The organism is uncultured Phenylobacterium sp. (assembly GCF_902826855.1).
In the GTDB taxonomy this organism is placed as follows: domain Bacteria; phylum Pseudomonadota; class Alphaproteobacteria; order Caulobacterales; family Caulobacteraceae; genus Phenylobacterium.
This window is the reverse complement of the sequence record NZ_CADEGK010000076.1, coordinates 1-18,225: the sequence shown is the minus strand read 5'-3', so window position 1 is coordinate 18,225 and position 18,225 is coordinate 1. Positions and strand designations below refer to the sequence as shown.

Below are 18,225 nucleotides of genomic sequence, written 5' to 3'. Positions count from 1 at the left end.
ACCGGCTTCGGCTCCAAGCCCTACCGCAGCTACGTGCTGACCGCGCTCCTGGTGATCTACATCCTGAACTTCATCGACCGCGCCCTGCTCTCCGTGGTGGCGCCGCAGATGAAGCCCGAACTGGGGATCTCCGACACCGCCTTCGGGCTGCTCACCGGCTTCGGCTTCGCACTGCTCTACACCGTGGTCGGCATCCCGCTGGCCCAGTTTGCGGAGACCCGCCACCGGGTCTGGATCATGACGGTCTGCATCGCGCTCTGGTCGCTGATGACGGCGCTCTGTGGCCTGGCCGCGGAGGTCACCATCGGCTCGCTGACCATCGGCGCCTTCTGGGTGCTGCTGGCCTGCCGGGTCGGCGTGGGCATCGGCGAGGCCGGTTGCACGCCGCCGGCCAACTCGCTGATCGCCGACTACTATCCGCCCAAGAGCCGCGCCACGGCGCTCGGCTACTACGCCATGGGAGTGACCCTCGGCACGGTCATGGCCAACCTGATCGGCGGCCCTGCCACCGACGCTTTCGGCTGGCGGATGGCCTTCCTGATCGTCGGCCTGCCCGGCGTTCTCGTCGCCATCGTGCTCAAGCTCACGGTCAGGGAGCCGCCCCGCGGCTACACCGACCCACCCGGGGCGGTGCGACGCACCACGGCGCGGTTTTCCGACGCCATGGGTGAGATCCTGTCGAAGAAGTCCTTCTGGAGCATGGCGGCCGCCTCCACGGTCGCGGCCTTCTGCGGCTATGCGATCAACACCTTCCAGTCGCTATTCCTGAACCGCACCTTCGGGCTCTCGGCCGGCGAGGCGGCGGTTTGGATCAACGTGCCCGTGGGCGTCGTGGCCGCCTGCGGCACCTTCGCCACCGGCTGGCTCGCGGAGCGCCTGACGCCGCGGTTTCCAAATGCCATCGCCTGGCTGCCCGGCTGGGGCATGATCCTGAGCGTGCCCTTCTACCTGGTGGCCTTCACCACCGGGAACCTGTGGGTGTGCGCCGTCGGCCTCTGCATCGGCGGCGCGCTGAAGTACTCCTACCTCACCGGCCAGTACACGATCGGCCAGGGCGTGGTCAGCGCCCAGACGCGCGCGGTGGCCATCGCCATCGTGCTCTTCATCGTCAACCTGCTCGGATACGGCCTGGGCCCCTTGTTCATGGGCGCGCTGTCGGACGCGCTCTTCACCCTGCAGGTCGCCGGCCTCGGCGCACCCGACCTTGCGCGCAAGGTCTGCGAGACGGCGGGCCGCGCCGCGCTGTCCGCCGAGCTCAAGGCGGTGTGCGACATCGCCAACCCGCAGAGCCTGCAGCGCTCGATGCTGATCACCTCGATGATCTACGGGCTCGGCGGCCTGTTCTTTCTGCTCACCTGCCGCTGGCTGCGAAAGGACATGGTGGCGAAGTAGCCGCCGGAAGCCCGGGCCTAATACTCCGCGACGAGGGCGGCGAGGTCCCGTCCGGCCGCCGGCTCCGCCTCGCCCATGATCATCCGCTTCTTCTCCGCGTTGAATCTGAGCAACTGGGCCATATGCGCAAAGCGGACGTGATCGCGGCCCTGGCCGCTCATCTTGTCGAACCAGTCGTCCTCGCCCAGCATCTCGCCCAGCCTGGGCGGGTTCCGGTGCAGCATCCGCGCGTCGACCTTCTTCGGCTCAAGGCTGCGCAGGATCCCGCGGTTGAAATGGTTGTGGATGGTCACCCGCGTGCCGGGCTCCGTGCGGTCGCCCTGCCAGTGCCAGACCCCGTGGTGGAAGTAGACCACGCTGCCCTTCGGCATCTCGATCGGCACGCCCTGGTTATGGCCCTCGCCTTCGCGCGGCGGGCGGCGGTGCTTGTGGCTGCCGGGCACGATCCAGGTCGGCCCGCTCTCCACGGTCCAATCCTCAAGGGCCCAGACCCCCACGCCGGTCAGCGAGAACTCCGGATAGGGCTCGGGCACGTGGCTGTAGTCTGTGTGCATGGGGATGAAGCCCTTCCCCGGTCCCCGCTTGATCGCAGAGATCGAGGCGATCACCGCCCCGCGGCCCAGCGAAGCGTCGATCAGGGTCATCAGCTGCGGGTTCTGCACCAGCCGCTCGAACTCGCGGCCCTGGTAGGTCATCCACTGCAGGGAGACACTCTGGTGCTCGGCCAGCGAGCGCAGGGTCGCCGCGCGGACTTCGTCGGCGAAGTCGTCGGAGATCGCCTTCTCGATCACCGTGTAGCCCTGGTCCTCCATCTCCCGGATGTGGCGGGTCACGCCCAGCCGCCGCGCCCGGTGCTCCAGGTCGGGGTTCTCCACCGTGTGGCGGCCCATGTGGTCGTGGAAGTGGCCCATCAACTCGACAGCCGCCTCCGGGACCTCGCCGCGCATCCGGATCGCGTCCTTGCCGAACACGGTCGTCATCTCGCGAAACAACGCCTCGGTCGCGCCGGGGACCAGCATGCCCACCCACTGCGCCGCCATCAGCGCCGCCTGGTAGTCGCCTTCGCAGGTGACGTCGGCGGAGGCGTCGAAGCCGCGCGCCACGCTCGCCGTCTCGCCGTCCCAGCGCAGCGTCCAGCTGCCCACGTTGTCCGGCAAGCCCAGGTGCGGCGGCGCGTCGGCGAACCGTTCGCTCACGCTGAACGGCGCGCCGAGGCCCTCGCGGCGCTTGGCGAACCAGTCGCGCGCCTCGTCGATCCAGGCGTCGGAGAGGAATTCGAATTGGCCCGGCAGGGTGTACATCGGCAACTCCCACGCAGCTCTGATTGGCCGCTGAACCTAGAGTCACCTCTAAGTTTCTGCAGGTCAACGCCCATGAACGGTCGCCTAACCCCGGCCGTCGCATCTTGGCGCGGGGCGGAACACCGCAGGGCCCTCGCCCAGAAGTAGCGTAGCCGCCGCCCTGAAGGTCAGTGCGGCGCGTCGCGCCGAACCCCGGCCTCCATCCACGGCTCGTCGATCTCCGCCCTGGCGGCGGCGGCCCCTTCGAGGGCCAGCGCCTCGATCCCGCCGGGAGAGAAGTCGGTCCAGGCGCCATTGCCCGCCTCGCTCGCCCGGGTGATCGCCAGCACCCGCGGCACGGCCACATAGTCCCGGTCGGCCTGCTTGAACGCCTCGCTGGCCGCCAGCGCCGCCCATTCCGGCTCGCCGCGGATCTTGTCCAGCAGGACCGACACGGCATTGAACCGCGCAAGCAGCTTCAGGTCCGATTCCGTCTTGTTGGCGAAGGTCAGGTTCAGCACCCGCTGGCTGACGTCGCCCAGGCTTGTCGGCGCCGGCCCCGCATTGGGGAAGAGGTTCACGACGATCACCTCCCGCTCGCTCGGATCGCCGCCCCGTGACAGGCGGGAGAGCACATCGCCCAGCGGCGTGTTGTCGAACAGGCCGCCGTCCCAATAGTCGCGTGTCCCGATCCGCGTCATCGGAAAGGACGGCGGCAGGCTGCCGCTGGCCAGGATGTGGTCCAGACTGAGCCCGCCGGGGTCGGCGCTGTCGAACGAGATGATCTGGCCGGCGGCGATGTCGGTGGCCGTCACCACCAGCCGCGGCAAGCGCGTGGGGTCCGCCAGGGCCGCCACGTCCACCAGCCCCTCCAGCGTGCGGCGCAGCGGCGCGGTGTCGTAGAGGCTGGTCCAGCCAGGCGCCGCCCACAGGTCGGTGCGCGGGATGAAGAAGGCCGGGTTGCCATAGGCCGACGCGTAGCGCCGAAGCGGCTGCGGCAGCCACGGCGCCGCCACCGTAACCGCCGCCCAGAACGCCTCCAGGGCCTCCAGCGGCTCGCGGTCGCGGGGCCGCGCCAGCAAGACCGCCGTGATCGCCCCGATCGAGACGCCGGAAATCAGGTCCGGGCGCCACCCGCGCGCACCGTACAGCTCGCGGATAGCCCCCAGTGCGAAGGCCCCCAACGCCCCGCCGCCCTGCAGGACCAGCGCCTTGCGGATTTCGTCGGCCATGGCATCCCTCGTCGCTGCCCGATCATGGCGTCGCGATGTGACAGCCGCCGTCAACGCATGGTTGCCCGGTCCGGCCGTGTCGCGCAGACCTGCCTTCCCTGCGGGCGCCTTCAGGCGCGAAACCGTTGACCGACCCTTAGGTCATGGGCACATCTGCGCCCCATGCCTGATCTGCCCCCCAACCTCCCCGTCCGCGACGTCGTCCCCGCCCACCGCTTCGATGAAGCCAAGCTGGCTGCCTGGATGGCCGCCAACGTCGAAGGCTACCAGGGCCCGCTCAAGGTCCAGCAGTTCCAGGGCGGGGCCTCGAACCCGACCTTCCTGCTGACCGACGCGACCGGCCACCTGTACGTCCTGCGCAAGAAGCCGCCGGGCCAGCTGCTCTCCAGCGCTCACCAGGTCGACCGCGAGTACCGGGTCATGAAGGCGCTGGCGGGCCAGATCCCGGTGCCGGTCATGCGCGCCCTGTGCACGGACCCGGAGGTCATCGGCACCACCTTCTATGTGATGGATTACCTGGAAGGCCGCATCTTCCGCGACGCCACCCTGCCGGGCCTCACGCCCAAGGACCGGTCGGAGATCTACGACGACCTGAACGCCACCCTGGCCAAGTTGCACAAGGTCGACTTCGTGGCCGCAGGCCTCGGCGATTTCGGCCGCCACGGCGCCTATTTCGAGCGCCAGATCGCCCGCTGGACCAAGCAGTACATCGACGCGAAGACCGAAGAGATTCCGGAGATGGACGCGCTGATCGAGAAGCTGCCGGCGCGCATCCCCACCGACCCGTCGGTCTCGATCGCCCACGGCGACTACCGGCTCGAGAACGTGATGTACCACCCCACCGAGAACCGGATCATCGCGGTGCTCGACTGGGAGCTCTGCACCATCGGTCATCCGCTGGCCGACATCGCCTACAACGCCTACCTCTGGCGCTCGCATTCGCCGGGCTGGGGCAGCCTCGACGGCGTCGACTTCAAGACCAGCGGCATCCCCACCGAGGACGAGTACGTCGCCAAGTACTGCGAGCGCACGGGCCGCAGCGAAGTCCCAGACATGGCGTTCCTGATCGCCTTCTCCATGTTCCGCCTCGCCTCGATCGGCCAGGGCGTCTACGGCCGCATCCTCGCCGGCAACTCCGCGCGCGAATCCGAAGCTATCAACGGCTGCAGGGCGACGGCCACACAGGCCCTGGCGGTCCTGGAAGGCCGGGAGTGACCGGCGACTTGGCTCTGGAGCACGGCGCATGAACCTCGGACTGGACGGCAAGGTCATCTTCGTGGCCGGCGCGAGTCGCGGCATCGGGCTGGGTATCGTCGAGACCTGCCTGGCCGAGGGCGCCAAGCTGGCCATCGCCGCCCGCGGCGCCGAAGCACTGGAAGCGACCCGCGCGCGCCTCGCCGACCAGTACGGTAAGGACCGCCTGCTCGCGATCAGCGGCGACATGCGCGACTCCAAGGTCATCGAGGACGCCGTCGCCCGCGCCGAAGCCGAGCTCGGCCCGATCTTCGGCGCCGTGGCCAACGTGGGCATCAGCCCCTCGGGCCTGGGCATCGACATCGACGACGCCACGTGGGACGCCGGCTTCGCCCAGAACCTCGACTCCGCCTTCCGCCTGGCCCGCTCGGTGCTCAAGCGGATGATGGAGCGCGGCGAGGGCTCGCTCGTGGCCATCAGCTCCATCGCCGGCCTGGGCGCTCTCGGGTCGCCGCTCGTCTACGGCACCGCCAAGGCCGCCATGAATCACATGGTCAAGGAACTGGCCCGCGTCGCCGGGCCGAAGAACGTGCGCGTCAACGCCATTGCCCCCGGCAACATCATCTTCCCCGGCGGGTCGTGGGAGGCCAACTCCACCGGCCCCCGCGCCGACACCTGGGCCAAGTGGGTCCGGCGCGAGGTGCCCCTGAACCGTTACGGCAAGCCCGAGGAGATCGGCGCCGCCGCCGCCTTCCTTATGAGCCCGGCCGCCAGCTTCATCACCGGCGCCATCATCCCGGTGGACGGCGGCCAGACCCGCTAGCGCCGGATCGCGTCGATCGTCATCGTGACCGCGACCACATCGCCGGCGGTGACGTCGATCTTGTGCCGCACCGCGTTCTTGAGCGGCAGCAGGTAGGTTCCGTCCTTCGGGAACAGCGAGGTGGTGAACGCCACGCCGCGGATCTCGGCCGAAACCGGAATCACGCCCCAGCCATAGGTCACCGCGCGGGCCAGTCGCCGCAGCTCATCCGCGTGCTCGGGCGGCGCCGGGGCGTAGAAGTACGGCGCCGGCCCGCGCCAGTAGATCACCTCGGTCTCGAAGCTGAACACGACCGGTGATCCCGCCCTCTCGTCCATCCTGTCCCCGCCGTCATTGCGAACCGACATTTCTTTGCAAAACGACGAGACCATCAAGCCCTGCGACGGCTACGGTTTGCCGAGAAGCGCCTGGGGAGCGACGAACACCATGACCGCGACGAGCCCGGCCACCGACGGCCACCTCACCGGCTACGGGACCCGCCCCTATCGCAGCTACGTGCTCACCGCGCTGCTGATCGTCTACATCCTGAACTTCGTCGACCGTGGCCTGCTCAGCGTCGTGGCCCCGGTGATGAAGCCGGAGCTGGGCATCTCCGACACCGCCTTCGGGCTGCTCACCGGCTTCGGCTTCGCGCTGCTCTACACCATCGTCGGCATCCCGCTGGCCCAGTTCTCCGAGACCCGCCATCGGGTCACGATCATGACTGTCTGCGTGGCGCTCTGGTCGCTCATGACCGCGCTGTGCGGGTTCGCGGCGGAGGTCACCGTCGCGGGCCTGACGATCGGCGCGTTCTGGATCTTACTGGCCTGCCGCGTGGGCGTGGGCATCGGCGAGGCCGGCTGCACGCCGCCCGCCAACTCCTTGATCGCCGACTACTACCCGCCCAAGAGCCGCTCGACCGCGCTCGGCTTCTACGCCATGGGCGTGACTCTCGGTGGCCTGCTGGCCAACCTGATCGGCGGCCCGCTGACCGACGCCTTCGGCTGGCGCACCGCCTTCTTCGTCGTGGGCGCGCCGGGGATCGCCATCGCCCTGATCCTGCGTTTCACGGTGAAGGAGCCGCCGCGCGGCTATACCGACCCGCCCGGCACGGTGCGCCGCGACAAGGTCAGCTTCGCCGACGGCTTCCGCGAGCTCGCCTCCAAGCCCTCCTGGTGGACCAACGCCGCCGGCTGCACTATCGCCAGCTTTTGCGGCTACGGCATCTCCTCGTTCCAGGCGTTGTTCATCAACCGCACCTTCGGCCTCTCCGCCGGCGAGGCCGCCGTCTGGGTGAACGCCCCCGCCGCCGTTGCGGGCTCCCTGGGCGCGCTCGCCACGGGCTTCATGGCCGAGCGCCTGGCCCGGCGCTATCCCAACGCCATCGCCTGGATCCCGGGCTTCGGCATGCTCATCTGCGTGCCCTTCTACGCCCTGGCCTTCTCCACAGACAGCGTAGGGGTCTGCGTCGCCGCCCTCTGCATCGGCGGGTTCGCCAAGTTCGGCTACCTCGCCGCCCAGTACACGATCGCCCAGGGGGTGGTCTCCGCCCAGGTCCGCGCCGTTTCCACCGCAATGCTGCTCTTCATCGCCAACCTGCTGGGCTACGGCCTCGGCCCGCTGTTCATCGGCGCGCTCAGCGATCTCATCTTCACCCTTCAGGTGGCCGACCTTGGGGCCGCCGACCTCACCCGCAAGGCTTGCGAGACCGCTGCGCGCAAGGCGCTGTCGGTCGACCTTCAATCGGTCTGCGCCATTGCCCACCCGCAGAGCCTGCAGCGCTCCCTGCTGCTCACTTCGTTGCTCTACGCGGTGGCCGGCGGCTTCTACCTGCTCACCTGCCGCTGGTTGCGTCGCGACATGGTCGCGAAGTAGCGGGCGGTTTCAAGCGGCGCCCGTCGCGCCCCGGTCGGCGCCGGTCGCGGGGGCCTCCAGCACGCGCTCAATGCCTTCGACGAGCGACTTGGCGGTGACCGGCTTGGCTACGTGCAGATCGGCTCCCGCTGCCATTGCGGCATCAGCGTGCTGGGCCATGGCGTTGGCGCTGAGCATGAGGATCGGCGTGCGGGGCCCGCCCGCCAGCGTCGCCTCGTGCGCGCGGATGGCCCGGGTGGCGATCAGGCCATCCATGACCGGCATCTGCATGTCCATGAGCACCAGGTCGAAGGGGCTAGCCGTGAAGGCCGCGACGGCGTCGACCCCGCTGCCCACCGTGGTGATATCGACGCCGTAGGGGGCCAACAGGAGTTGCACCACCTTCTGGTTCACAGGATGGTCTTCCGCCAGCAGCACCCTAAGCGGCGGTCCGCCCCTGAGCGCCGACGCCGGAAGATCACGCGCCGCGAGAGCCTCGCCGGCGGCGTCGGCCAGAGATGCGTCACGTGGGAGCGGCAACGCGACCCGGAAGACACTGCCGCGCCCCGGCTCGGACGAGGCTGTGATCTGACCGCCCATCATCTCGACCAGCGCCTTGCAGATGGAAAGGCCCAGGCCGCTGCCGCCAAACACGCGGGTTGTCGAGGTGTCGGCCTGGCTGAAGCGCTGGAACAGCCGCTTGCCGCTCTCGGCGTCGAACCCGACGCCGCTGTCGCGCACCTCCAGGACCACCTCGCTCGGCCCCTCCGCCGCCGGCGGCGTCGAGACGTCCACGGTGACGCGCACGTCGCCCGCATGCGTGAACTTCACGGCGTTCGACAGCAGATTGCCCAGGACCTGCCGAATGCGGACGCTGTCGCCGACGAAGGCGCCGCGGGCGTGTTCGCCGAAGCCAACCTCGAAGGCCAGCCCCTTGGCCTCGGCGCGGGAGCGATGCAGGTCTATCGGACCGGCCAGCGCGGCCCGCAGGTCGAACGCGCGGCTCTCCATCTCCAGCAGTCCAGCTTCGACCTTCGAGATGTCCAGGATGTCGGACACCAGCCGCTCCAGTGTCGCCCCCGAGGTCTGGATCAGCTCGACCATCTCGGCCTGAACGGGGCTCAGCGGTGTCTGGCCGAGGGCCTCGACGATGCCGATGACGCCGTTCAGCGGCGTTCGGATCTCGTGGCTCATGTTGGCCAGGAAGTCGGTCTTGGCTTGATTGGCGGATTCCGCGGCCTGGCGGGCCGCGTCCCGCTCCGCCTCGACCGCCAGACGCTCGGTGACGTCGCGCGCCATGGCGAAAACCTTGTCGCCGGACCGCCGCGCGCGCCACTCGAGCTGGCGGTACTGTCCGTCGCGGCGCCGGTAGCGGTTCACGAACGCGACGACCCCGGTCTCGGTCTCGACGCGCAGCATCTCGGCGCGTGTCAACGCCACGTCGTCGGGATGGATGAGGGGCAGGAGCGGCATACCCTCCAGCTCCTCGACCGTGTAGCCCAGCACGGTTTCCCAGGCGGCGCTCACCTTGATCAGGCGTCCGGCCATGTCGCGAATGCAAAGCATGTCCAGGGACACGTCGAAGAACGTCGACAGATCGCTGGCGGCGTCACGCCTGGGCATCGGAATCCTCACGCGGGCCGCCGCACATGGCGCCCGAGCGCCCAGACTAGGCGGTCCCCGTTAACGGGGCGTTCGGACCGGTCGCGCCTATCGCGCCCGCGGTCGAGTCCGGGTAGACACCCGCCATGAGCGCCGCGCCCGTGAAGTCCCTGGCCGACAAGGCCGCCGAATACGGCCTGAAGCCCGACGAGTACGACCTGATAATCCGCCGCCTGAACCGCGAGCCCAACGACGTGGAGCTCGGTGTGTTCTCGGTGATGTGGTCGGAGCACTGCTCCTACAAGTCGTCGAAGATCCACCTGGGCAAGTTTCCCACCACCGGCCCCAAGGTGATCTGCGGCCCCGGCGAGAACGCCGGCGTCATCGACATCGGCGACGGCCCGGATGGCACGAAACTGGCCTGCATCTTCAAGATGGAGAGCCACAACCACCCCTCGTTCATCGAGCCCTACCAGGGCGCCGCGACCGGCGTTGGCGGCATCATGCGCGACGTCTTCACCATGGGAGCCCGGCCCATCGCCCTGCTCAACGCGCTGCGCTTCGGCGACCCCAGCCACCCGAAGACCCGGCGCCTGGTCTCCGGCGTCGTTGCGGGTATCGGCGGCTATGGCAATTGCGTCGGCGTGCCCACCGTGGCCGGCGAGACCAATTTCCACCGCGGCTATGACGGCAACATCCTGGTCAACGCCATGTGCGTGGGCTTGGCGGATGCGGACAAGATCTTCTACTCCGCCGCGCCCGCCGCCGGCCTGCCCGTGGTCTACTTCGGCTCCAAGACGGGCCGCGACGGCATCCATGGCGCCACCATGGCCAGCCAGGAATTCGACGACGCCTCCGACGAGAAGCGTCCCACCGTCCAGGTCGGCGACCCCTTCGCCGAGAAGCTCCTGATCGAAGCGACGCTGGAGCTGATGGCCTCCGGCGCCGTCGCCGCCATCCAGGACATGGGCGCCGCCGGCCTCACCTCCTCCTCCGTCGAGATGGCGGGCAAGGGCGCGGTCGGCATCGAGCTCGACCTGGACGCGGTGCCCCAGCGCGAGGAGGGCATGACCGCCTACGAGATGATGCTCTCGGAGAGCCAGGAGCGGATGCTGGCGATCCTCAAGCCAGGACGAGAAGCGGATGGACAGCGCATCTTCGCCAAGTGGGGCCTGGACGCCGCCACCATAGGGATCACCACCGACACCGGCCATCTGGTCCTGAAGCATCACGGCCAGGTCGTCGCCGACGTGCCGCTGGCGCCGCTGTTCGACGACGCGCCGCTCTATGACCGTCCCTGGACCGCGCCGGTGGCGCAACCCCGCCTGGCCCCGGCCGACGTCCCGGCGCCCGACGATTGGAAGGCCGCCATCGTCACGCTGATGAGCGCGCCCGACATGGCGTCGAAGCGTTGGCTCTGGGAGCAGTACGACCGCCACGTCATGGCCGACACCCTGGAGGACTCGGCCACCGGGGCCGACGCCGGGATCGTCCGCGTCCACGGGACGCATAAGGCGCTAGCCATGTGCTCCGACGTCACGCCCCGCTACGTCCAGAACGACCCCTACGAGGGTGGCAAGCAGGCCGTCGCCGAAGCCTGGCGCAACCTCACCGCGGTAGGCGCGCTGCCCATCGCCATCACCGACAACCTCAACTTCGGCAATCCGGAGCGCCCGGAGATCATGGGCCAGATCGTGCGCGCCATAGAGGGCATGGCCGAGGCCTGCCGCGCGCTCGACTTCCCCGTCGTGGGCGGCAACGTCAGCCTCTACAACGAGACCAATGGCGTCGCGATTCCGCCAACGCCCACGGTCGGCGGCATCGGCTTGATCGCCGACTACGGCCGGCGCGCCGACTTCGGCTCGCTCAAGGCCGGTGACGTCCTGGTCCTGGTGGGCGAGACCGTCGGGGAGCTCGGGGCCTCGATGTACCTGCGCGAAGTGCTCGATCGCGAAGACGGCGCGCCGCCGCCGGTCGACCTCGCGCTCGAGCGCCGCACCGGCGATGTGGTGCGAGGCCTGATCGAGGCGGGCGTCGTGACCACTGTCCACGACCTCTCCGACGGCGGCCTGGTCGCCGCGGCGGCGGAGATGGCTCTGGCCTCGTCCGTGGGCCTGGCGCTCGACAACGAGAGCGCCGTTCCGGACCACGCCTTCTTCTTCGGTGAAGACCAGGCCCGCTACCTGATCGCGCTCCGCAACGACCAGCTCGACGAGCTCGACGCGGCGGCGGGGGGCGCGGGCGTCGCATACCTCATCGTCGGGCAGGCCGGGGGCGACGAGATCTCCCTCAGCGGCGCGGGCGGGCTCATCGCCGCCCTCGACCTCGAAGACCTCCGCGCCGCCCACGAGGGCTGGATGCCGGCGTTCATGGGTGACTAGCTAGACTAGAGGGCCGGGATCAGGCGCTGGCGAGCGCGCTTTGGAACAGGAGCGCGCCGTCGGCCGATCCCAGTTCGGGCTCAAAGGCCCGGTCGGGGTGGGGCATCAGGCCCAGCACATTGCCCTTGGGGTTGATGATGCCGGCGATGTCGCGCGCCGAGCCGTTGGGATTGTCGAGGTAGCGGAAGACGACCTGGCCGTCGCCTTCCAGGCGATCGAGGGTCGGTTCGTCGGCGAAGAAGTTGCCCTCGCCGTTGCCGACGGTCATGGCCACTTGGCGGCGGCCCGCGTAGCCGGCGGTAAAGCGGGTCTGGCTGTTGACCACGGCCAGGTCGACGGCCTTGCAGACGTACTTCAGCCGCTCGTTGCGCAGCAGCGCGCCCGGCAGCAGGCCGGCCTCGCACAGCACCTGGAAGCCGTTGCAGATGCCGACGGTGGCCACCCCGCGAAGGGCCGCAGCCTTCACTTCAGCCATGATCGGCGACAGCGACGCCATGGCGCCGCAGCGCAGGTAGTCGCCGTAGGAGAACCCGCCGGGCAGAACGATCAGGTCGAGCGCAGCGGGCAGGGCGGTGTCGCCATGCCAGACCATCTCCACCTGCGCGCCGGTGGAGCGCTCGATGGCGACCTTGCAGTCGCGGTCACAGTTGGAGCCAGGGAAGACGACGACGGCGGCTTTCATGGGCCGCGCGCTTAGCATTGTTCGAAGGCGAGGTCAGCCTTTCACCCGAGCGCAGGGGGCCGAGGGGAGGGGCCTATTTGCGGGTCCAGGTCTTGAGGCTGTCCATGTAGGCGTGGAGTTCATCGTAGCCGCGCTGGCTGCCATACGGGCATCCGGTGGTGTGCACGCCGTTCTTCGCCCGCTGCATCATGATCGCCGGATGGGCGGGGGAGCCCGGGCGGGTGATCAGGTAGGAGACGCTGCCGTCGGCGGCGGAATAGTAGATATAGGGCTCCGATCCCACGGTCCCGGCCCGGTCCAGCCGGGGCTGGGCGGTCAGCGTGGCCACCTGGGCGTCGAAGGGCAGCTCGCAGTTCAGGTCGAGGTAGGTGGCGGGCGCCTCGCCGGCTTTCGGCGAGCAGGCGCAGAGCGTGAGGAGGAGCGGGAGTGCGCTCCGCAGCTTCACGCCAGCTCCACCCGGAAGCTTTCGATCACGGTGTTGGCGAGGAGCTTCTCGCACATGGCCTTCACCTCCGCCTCGGCGGCGGCGGCGTCGGCGGCGGCGATATCGAACTCGATGGTCTTGCCGACGCGGACGTGCTCGACGCCGCTCCAGCCGAGGCCGTGCAGGGCCTGCTCGACCGCCTTGCCCTGGACGTCGAGGACGCCGGGCTTGAGGAACACATGGACCTTGGCGCGCATGCCTAGTGGAGACCCCCCTGAATCACGGTGGGCATCTCCTTCATGATCCCGAGGCGGCGCGCAACCTCGGCGTAGCTCTCGATGACGTTGCCGAGGTCGCGGCGGAAGCGGTCCTTGTCCAGCTTTTCGCTGGTGATGGTGTCCCACAGGCGGCAGCTGTCGGGGCTGATCTCGTCGGCCAGGATGACGCGGGAGAACTCGTTCTCCCAGACGCGCCCGAACTCGATCTTGAAATCCACCAGGGTAATGCCGACTCCGCCGAACAGGCCGGTGAGGAAGTCGTTCACCCGCAGGGTCAGGGCCATGATGTCGTCGATCTCCTGGGTGGTGGCCCAGTTGAAGGCGGTGATGTGCTCCTCGGAGACCATCGGGTCGTGGAGCTTGTCGTCCTTCAGGTAGAACTCGATGATCGAGCGCGGCAGCGGCTGTCCCTCGGGAATCCCGTACCGGGTGGAGAGGGATCCGGCGGCCACGTTGCGGCAGACCACCTCCAGCGGGATGATCTCGACTTCCTTGATCAGCTGCTCGCGCAGGTTCAGCCGCTTGATGAAGTGGTTCTGAACCCCGATCGAGTTCAGCTTGGTCATGATGTACTCGCTGATCCGGTTGTTGATGACCCCCTTGCCCTCCAGGACGGCCTTCTTGGTGGCGTCGAAAGCGGTGGTGTCATCCTTGAAGTACTGGATCAGTGTGCCCGGTTCAGGACCTTCGTACAGGATCTTGGCCTTGCCCTCGTAGATCTTCTTACGGCGGGTCATTTCGTGCCTTCTCCATGGCGAGGACTACCCTTAGTCGGAAAACGAAAAACGCGCGCGGTCCGATGTCTCGCGCGCGGGTGCGACTCGAGGTCTCGCCCCATTGCAGGCGCTGCAAAAATAGCGAATGCGGCGCCTTGGCGCAAACTCGCGGCCCACGACCGCTTTCGATTGCGGGCCCGGTCAGCGCACGATATGGGATCGCCCGCTCCGTGCAGTTTACCCCTAGGACCCGATGAGCACCTTTGACGACCGCGAACGTGGCTTTGAGAAGAAGTTCGCCCTCGACCAGGAGCAGGAGTTCAAGGCCCATGCGCGCCGCAACCGCGCCCTGGGCGAGTGGGCGGCCGGCCTGATGGGCCTGCAGGCGCCCCATGTCGAGGAATACGCCAAGGCCGTGATAAAATCGGACTTCGAGCTGCCGGGCGACGAGGACGTCCTGCGCAAGGTGTTCGAGGACCTGAAGGGCGCCGGCGTGGCCGTGTCCGAGGGCGAAGTGCGCATGAAGATGGCCGAGCTGCTGGCCCAGGCGCGCGAAGGCGTGAAGGCCGGGAAATAGCCTAGGCCTTCGCCGCCTCCAGTACTGGCCGGCTCACCTTCTTGGGGACCACCTGCGACCAGGCCTCCAGCACGAGGCCGGCGAGCTCGTCTGCATCGAGGTGCGCCAGCTCTACGTAGCTCCAGTACACGGTGGCGACCGGGCACTTGCTGAAGGTCTCGGGACGGATCTCGAACAGCAGTTCCTGGTGGCCCTTGTCGAGCTTCAGGATCGCGCGGTCGTTCGGGACGAGCGCGAACGTCTTCTTGCCCACGTTGAACCAGGGCGCGCCCCGATAGATGACTTCGTGGGCGCCGGGTAGGGCGAGCGCTAGGCGGCGGAGGTCGTCAAAGGTCGCGATGCGTTCGCCTCCTCATGCTCGCCGAAGACGCGGGCGAAGATGCGGTCGACATTCTTGAAGTGGTAGTCGAGGTCGAACAGGTCCTCGAGTTCCGCGTCGGCCAGGGTGATCTCGGGATCGGCCTTCAGGAAGTCGAGGAAGTTCCCCTCGCCGCGCCACACCCGCATCGCATTGCGCTGGACGGCCGCGTAGGAGGCCTCGCGGCTCAGGCCCTTCTGGGTGAGGCCCAGCAGCACCCGCTGGGAGTGGACCAGGCCGCCCAGGCGGTCGAGGTTCTTCGCCATGTTCTCCGGGTAGATCACCAGCCGTTCGACCACGCCGGCCAGCCGGCGCAGGGCGAAGTCCAGGTGGACGGTGGCGTCGGGGCAGATGCCGCGCTCGACCGAGGAGTGGCTGATGTCCCGCTCGTGCCAGAGGGTGACGTTCTCCAACGCCGGGATGACGGCCGAACGGACCAGGCGCGCAAGGCCGGTCAGGTTCTCGGTCAGGATCGGATTGCGCTTGTGGGGCATCGCGCTCGAGCCCTTCTGCCCCGCGTCGAACGGCTCCTCGGCCTCCAGCACCTCGGTGCGCTGAAGGTGGCGGATCTCGGTGGCCAGGCGCTCGATGGAGCTCGCCACCACGGCAAGGGCGGCGAAATAGGCGGCGTGGCGGTCGCGCGGGATCACCTGGGTGGAGACCGGCTCCACGACCAGCCCAAGCTCGGCGGCGACGTGAGCCTCCACCTCGGGGGCGACGTTGGCGAAGGTGCCGACGGCGCCGGATATGGCGCAGGTGGCGATCTCGAAACGGGCCATCGCCAGCCGTTCCTTGGCGCGCTGGAACTCGGCGTAATGTCCGGCGAGCTTCAGGCCGAAGGTCGTGGGCTCGGCGTGGATGGCGTGGCTGCGCCCGACGGTGGGCGTGAAGCGATGCTCGTAGGCGCGCCGCTTCAGGGCGGCGAGCACCAGGTCCACGTCTTCCAACAGGAGGTCGGTGGCGCGGCAGAGCTGGACGGCCAGCGCCGTGTCGTTGACGTCCGACGAGGTCATGCCCTGGTGGAGGAACCGCGCCTCGGGGCCGACCACCTCGGTGACGTGGGTCAGGAAGGCGATGACGTCGTGCTTCACCTCGCGCTCGATCTCGTCGATGCGCTCGGCGTTCCAGACGACGTTCCTTCCCTTCTCCCAGATGATGCGCGCGGCTTCCTTCGGGATCACGCCCAGCTCGGCCATGGCGTCGGCGGCGTGCGCTTCGATCTCGAACATGATTTTGAAGCGCGTCTGGGGCGACCAGACGTCGGCGGCTTCCTGGCGGGTGTAACGGGGGATCATGCCGCGCGGTTTGCGGCCGGGCCCGGGCTCAAGTCAAATGGTTTGAACGGGTTCAGGCGGAGGCGCGGCGGCTACGGCGCAGCGCCGCCCCCGCCAGGCCGAAGCCGCCGATCATCAGCGCCCAGGTGGCGGGCTCGGGCGCGGAGATTGCAACCAGGCGGTCGACAATCGGACTGCTCGGGGGAGCCAACCCTTGAGGCAGGAAGCCGACGCCGCCGGGTTGGCTGGGCCGGTCGTCGGCGAAGCGGGCGCTGGCCATGCCGGAGAAAAGGCCGCCGCCGCCCGCGCCCGCTTCCCGAAGCGGCACGAGCGCGAGGGTCAGGACCAGGTCGCCGTCTGCCGGGTTCCATTCGAAGTCCAGGCCGTCGAAGCCCAACACCGCGCCGCCGATATTTCCCATCGTGTAGGCGCCCCAGGAACCGACTTCCTTTCCGTCCACGGTGAAGGCGACGCGGAAGGTCCGGCTGTCGAGGTCGCCCAGAACGCCGCGGTCCATCAGGAATTTGCCGATGGTCGTGCGGCCTGGCACGTCGACGGCCGACCAGGTCCGCGTGAAGGCGCCCTGGTCGTTGAAGCAGGTCGTCTTGCCGCAGTCGTTGGAGCGACCGACATCCAGCACCGTGACCGCCGCCGCCGGGGTAGCGGCCAAGACCGCGGCGCTCGCACCCGCCGCAATCGCTATTCTGAACCCGCGCATGGCCCGTCCCACATCCAACGGGCCGCCCTGTACGCGCAGTGATTGCAAGCCTCCCCGGTTCGCTTGCAGACGCCGCTGTCGCCTTGCACGTGCATAAGGCAGCCCAGTCGTCGACGCCCGCCTGCCGGGCGCCGAACTGTGGCCTAAACTATGGATCGTGACCCGAGGTTCCCGTCCGCGGCGCGTCAGACCTCGCCGCGAGCCGCCCGCGCCCGGGCCATGGCGCCGCTGAGGCCGAAGGCGCCCAACACGTAGTGCGCCGCGCCCCAGAGGTAGAAGACGTAGGAGATGATGATCCCCTGCCGCGTGCCTAGCACCAGGGCGCTCTTGCACGCCGCCGCTGCCTGCGCGCCCGCGCCGGCCGGAGCCGCGCCGCCGGGGCAGGCCGCCTGGAAGCCAGCCGGATCGGCCTGGAAGAAGCCGCTCAGCGCCGGCAGCAACTGGCCTCCCAGCGTGGGTTGGGCGAAGTGGATGGCGGCGAAGTGGTCGATCACCCAGCCGGCGAAGGGCGGGCCGCCGCCCAGCGCGATCAGGTTGACGAAGAAGAGCAGGATCGCCGCGGCGGTCGCGCGCTGGTGCGTCGGCACCATGTTCTGCACCACCCCGAAGGTGGGGCCCAGATAGGTGTAGGCGAACAGTCCCGGCAGCAGGATGAACACCGTGGCGATCTGCCAGGTGGGCGCCACATACACCCCTACGGTGAGCGGGAAGGCGATCAGCACGCCGATGGCCGGCAGCAGGGCGTACCAGTGGGGCCCGTGGCGCGCCAGCCGGTCGGAGAGCGGCCCGCCCGCCAGGGTGCCGATCCCCTGGCCCAGCCCGGCCGCGAGGCCCACGATCAGGCCCACGTGGCCGTAGGTGAGGTCGAACGCGCGCAGGAAGTAGGGCGGCGCGAACTGGCCGCCCGCGTAGCCGGCGAAGGAGACCAGGGTCATGCCCAGCACGATGTTGGCCATCGGCCAGCTGCCGAACAGCGCCTTGGTCACTGACCACATCTCGCTGAGCTCGCGGCTGAGCGGCACCGGCGGGGCGGCCCGCGCGGCGGCGCCGCCGTCAGCCTCCGAGTGGCCGCGCGGCGGCTCCTTGACGATGAGCTTCAGCGCGATGGCCACCGCGATCCCCGGCAGCCCCACCAGCATCAGGGCGGCGCGCCAGGTGAAGTGGTCCAGCATCTGGCCGCCGATCACCGCGCCCAGCATGGCGCCCATCGGGATGCCGAACGAATAGACCGCCAGCGCCGAGGCCCGGCGCTTGGGCTCGAAATAGTCGCTGATCAGCGAATGCGACGGCGGGGAGAGCCCCGCCTCGCCGACGCCGACCCCGAATCGGTAGGCGGCCAGGGTGGCGAAGTTGGAGGCCGTGCCGCAGAGCGCGGTGAACGCCGACCAGATCACGATCGCCCCGGTGATGATGTTGATCCGGCTGAACCGCTCGGCGAAGCGCGCGATCGGGATGCCGAGC

Annotated in this window: 18 protein-coding genes; 6 read left to right on the top strand and 12 right to left on the bottom strand. The window is 69.0% G+C overall.

Annotation, left to right across the window (positions count from 1 at the left end; translation table 11 throughout):
- A partial coding sequence (locus tag QZV94_RS12170; RefSeq protein WP_293678153.1) for an MFS transporter occupies positions 1 to 1,392 on the top strand: 1,392 nt, incomplete at its 5' end.
- Between the two features lie 17 nt (positions 1,393 to 1,409).
- Here the strand turns inward: QZV94_RS12170 and QZV94_RS12165 are convergent.
- On the bottom strand, positions 1,410 to 2,693 hold the full coding sequence (locus QZV94_RS12165) for a phytanoyl-CoA dioxygenase family protein (protein ID WP_293678152.1): 1,284 nt from the start codon (positions 2,691 to 2,693) through the stop codon (positions 1,410 to 1,412).
- A 167-nt stretch (positions 2,694 to 2,860) separates the two neighbouring features.
- On the bottom strand, positions 2,861 to 3,904 hold the full coding sequence (locus tag QZV94_RS12160; protein WP_293678151.1) for a patatin-like phospholipase family protein: 1,044 nt from the start codon (positions 3,902 to 3,904) through the stop codon (positions 2,861 to 2,863).
- Between the two features lie 162 nt (positions 3,905 to 4,066).
- Here QZV94_RS12160 and QZV94_RS12155 point away from each other — a divergent pair, with 162 nt between their 5' ends.
- Together QZV94_RS12155 and QZV94_RS12150 are read left to right on the top strand one after the other, a co-directional pair.
- Complete coding sequence (locus QZV94_RS12155; RefSeq protein ID WP_293678150.1) at positions 4,067 to 5,119, top strand: phosphotransferase; 1,053 nt, start codon at positions 4,067 to 4,069, stop codon at positions 5,117 to 5,119.
- A gap of 28 nt (positions 5,120 to 5,147) precedes the next feature.
- On the top strand, positions 5,148 to 5,921 hold the full coding sequence (locus QZV94_RS12150; protein ID WP_293678149.1) for an SDR family NAD(P)-dependent oxidoreductase: 774 nt from the start codon (positions 5,148 to 5,150) through the stop codon (positions 5,919 to 5,921).
- Here QZV94_RS12150 and QZV94_RS12145 read toward each other — a convergent pair.
- Positions 5,918 to 6,238 carry a DUF1905 domain-containing protein gene (locus tag QZV94_RS12145; RefSeq protein WP_293678148.1) on the bottom strand — a complete coding sequence of 107 codons (321 nt, stop codon included), beginning with the start codon at positions 6,236 to 6,238 and terminating at the stop codon, positions 5,918 to 5,920. The genes QZV94_RS12150 and QZV94_RS12145 overlap by 4 nt on opposite strands.
- Positions 6,239 to 6,347: 109 nt before the next feature.
- Between QZV94_RS12145 and QZV94_RS12140 the strand changes: the two genes are divergently transcribed.
- Positions 6,348 to 7,775 carry an MFS transporter gene (locus QZV94_RS12140; protein WP_293678147.1) on the top strand — a complete coding sequence of 476 codons (1,428 nt, stop codon included), beginning with the start codon at positions 6,348 to 6,350 and terminating at the stop codon, positions 7,773 to 7,775.
- A gap of 9 nt (positions 7,776 to 7,784) precedes the next feature.
- On the opposite strand, the gene QZV94_RS12135 is transcribed toward QZV94_RS12140, so the two are convergent.
- Positions 7,785 to 9,377: an ATP-binding protein gene (locus tag QZV94_RS12135; protein WP_293678146.1), complete on the bottom strand. Its 1,593-nt coding sequence runs from the start codon at positions 9,375 to 9,377 to the stop codon at positions 7,785 to 7,787.
- Positions 9,378 to 9,502: 125 nt separating this feature from the next.
- On the opposite strand from QZV94_RS12135, the gene purL reads away from it, so the two are divergent.
- Positions 9,503 to 11,737 carry a phosphoribosylformylglycinamidine synthase subunit PurL gene (purL, locus tag QZV94_RS12130; RefSeq protein ID WP_293678145.1) on the top strand — a complete coding sequence of 745 codons (2,235 nt, stop codon included), beginning with the start codon at positions 9,503 to 9,505 and terminating at the stop codon, positions 11,735 to 11,737.
- A gap of 19 nt (positions 11,738 to 11,756) precedes the next feature.
- Here the strand turns inward: purL and purQ are convergent, their stop codons facing one another.
- From purQ to purC, 4 genes are all read right to left on the bottom strand, one after another.
- On the bottom strand, positions 11,757 to 12,419 hold the full coding sequence (gene purQ, locus QZV94_RS12125; RefSeq protein WP_293678144.1) for a phosphoribosylformylglycinamidine synthase subunit PurQ: 663 nt from the start codon (positions 12,417 to 12,419) through the stop codon (positions 11,757 to 11,759).
- Positions 12,420 to 12,492: 73 nt separating this feature from the next.
- Complete coding sequence (locus tag QZV94_RS12120) at positions 12,493 to 12,864, bottom strand: hypothetical protein (protein ID WP_293678143.1); 372 nt, start codon at positions 12,862 to 12,864, stop codon at positions 12,493 to 12,495.
- Positions 12,861 to 13,100, bottom strand: a complete 240-nt coding sequence (gene purS, locus QZV94_RS12115) for a phosphoribosylformylglycinamidine synthase subunit PurS (RefSeq protein WP_293678142.1) — start codon at positions 13,098 to 13,100, stop codon at positions 12,861 to 12,863. The genes QZV94_RS12120 and purS overlap by 4 nt, the downstream gene beginning before the upstream one ends.
- Positions 13,101 to 13,102: 2 nt before the next feature.
- Positions 13,103 to 13,858: a phosphoribosylaminoimidazolesuccinocarboxamide synthase gene (gene purC, locus QZV94_RS12110; protein ID WP_293678141.1), complete on the bottom strand. Its 756-nt coding sequence runs from the start codon at positions 13,856 to 13,858 to the stop codon at positions 13,103 to 13,105.
- Between the two features lie 232 nt (positions 13,859 to 14,090).
- On the opposite strand from purC, the gene QZV94_RS12105 reads away from it, so the two are divergent.
- The gene (locus QZV94_RS12105; protein ID WP_293678140.1) at positions 14,091 to 14,414 is read left to right on the top strand and encodes a DUF1476 domain-containing protein; all 324 of its coding nucleotides are present in this window, start codon (positions 14,091 to 14,093) and stop codon (positions 14,412 to 14,414) included.
- A gap of 1 nt (position 14,415) precedes the next feature.
- Here the strand turns inward: QZV94_RS12105 and QZV94_RS12100 are convergent, their stop codons facing one another.
- The 4 genes from QZV94_RS12100 to QZV94_RS12085 form a co-directional block, all read right to left on the bottom strand.
- On the bottom strand, positions 14,416 to 14,754 hold the full coding sequence (locus tag QZV94_RS12100) for an MmcQ/YjbR family DNA-binding protein (protein WP_293678156.1): 339 nt from the start codon (positions 14,752 to 14,754) through the stop codon (positions 14,416 to 14,418).
- On the bottom strand, positions 14,724 to 16,067 hold the full coding sequence (gene purB, locus QZV94_RS12095; RefSeq protein WP_293678139.1) for an adenylosuccinate lyase: 1,344 nt from the start codon (positions 16,065 to 16,067) through the stop codon (positions 14,724 to 14,726). Before purB ends, QZV94_RS12100 begins: the two co-directional genes overlap by 31 nt.
- A 52-nt stretch (positions 16,068 to 16,119) precedes the next feature.
- Positions 16,120 to 16,716, bottom strand: coding sequence for a PEPxxWA-CTERM sorting domain-containing protein (locus tag QZV94_RS12090; RefSeq protein ID WP_293678138.1), 597 nt, complete (start codon positions 16,714 to 16,716; stop codon positions 16,120 to 16,122).
- 233 nt (positions 16,717 to 16,949) lie between these two features.
- The coding region (locus tag QZV94_RS12085; RefSeq protein ID WP_293678137.1) for an MFS transporter at positions 16,950 to 18,225 on the bottom strand (1,276 nt) is incomplete at its 5' end.

Excerpts from the sequence above, each read along its gene's own strand:
- purL (WP_293678145.1), top strand. The coding sequence starts at position 9,503 with ATGAGCGCCGCGCCCGTGAAGTCCCTGGCCGACAAGGCCGCCGAATAC.
- QZV94_RS12155 (WP_293678150.1), top strand. The coding sequence starts at position 4,067 with ATGCCTGATCTGCCCCCCAACCTCCCCGTCCGCGACGTCGTCCCCGCC.
- purQ (WP_293678144.1), bottom strand. The coding sequence starts at position 12,419 with ATGAAAGCCGCCGTCGTCGTCTTCCCTGGCTCCAACTGTGACCGCGAC.
- QZV94_RS12140 (WP_293678147.1), top strand. The coding sequence starts at position 6,348 with ATGACCGCGACGAGCCCGGCCACCGACGGCCACCTCACCGGCTACGGG.
- QZV94_RS12150 (WP_293678149.1), top strand. The coding sequence starts at position 5,148 with ATGAACCTCGGACTGGACGGCAAGGTCATCTTCGTGGCCGGCGCGAGT.
- QZV94_RS12105 (WP_293678140.1), top strand. The coding sequence starts at position 14,091 with ATGAGCACCTTTGACGACCGCGAACGTGGCTTTGAGAAGAAGTTCGCC.
- QZV94_RS12145 (WP_293678148.1), bottom strand. The coding sequence starts at position 6,238 with ATGGACGAGAGGGCGGGATCACCGGTCGTGTTCAGCTTCGAGACCGAG.
- purS (WP_293678142.1), bottom strand. The coding sequence starts at position 13,100 with ATGCGCGCCAAGGTCCATGTGTTCCTCAAGCCCGGCGTCCTCGACGTC.
- QZV94_RS12160 (WP_293678151.1), bottom strand. The coding sequence starts at position 3,904 with ATGGCCGACGAAATCCGCAAGGCGCTGGTCCTGCAGGGCGGCGGGGCG.
- QZV94_RS12135 (WP_293678146.1), bottom strand. The coding sequence starts at position 9,377 with ATGCCCAGGCGTGACGCCGCCAGCGATCTGTCGACGTTCTTCGACGTG.
- QZV94_RS12165 (WP_293678152.1), bottom strand. The coding sequence starts at position 2,693 with ATGTACACCCTGCCGGGCCAATTCGAATTCCTCTCCGACGCCTGGATC.
- purB (WP_293678139.1), bottom strand. The coding sequence starts at position 16,067 with ATGATCCCCCGTTACACCCGCCAGGAAGCCGCCGACGTCTGGTCGCCC.
- purC (WP_293678141.1), bottom strand. The coding sequence starts at position 13,858 with ATGACCCGCCGTAAGAAGATCTACGAGGGCAAGGCCAAGATCCTGTAC.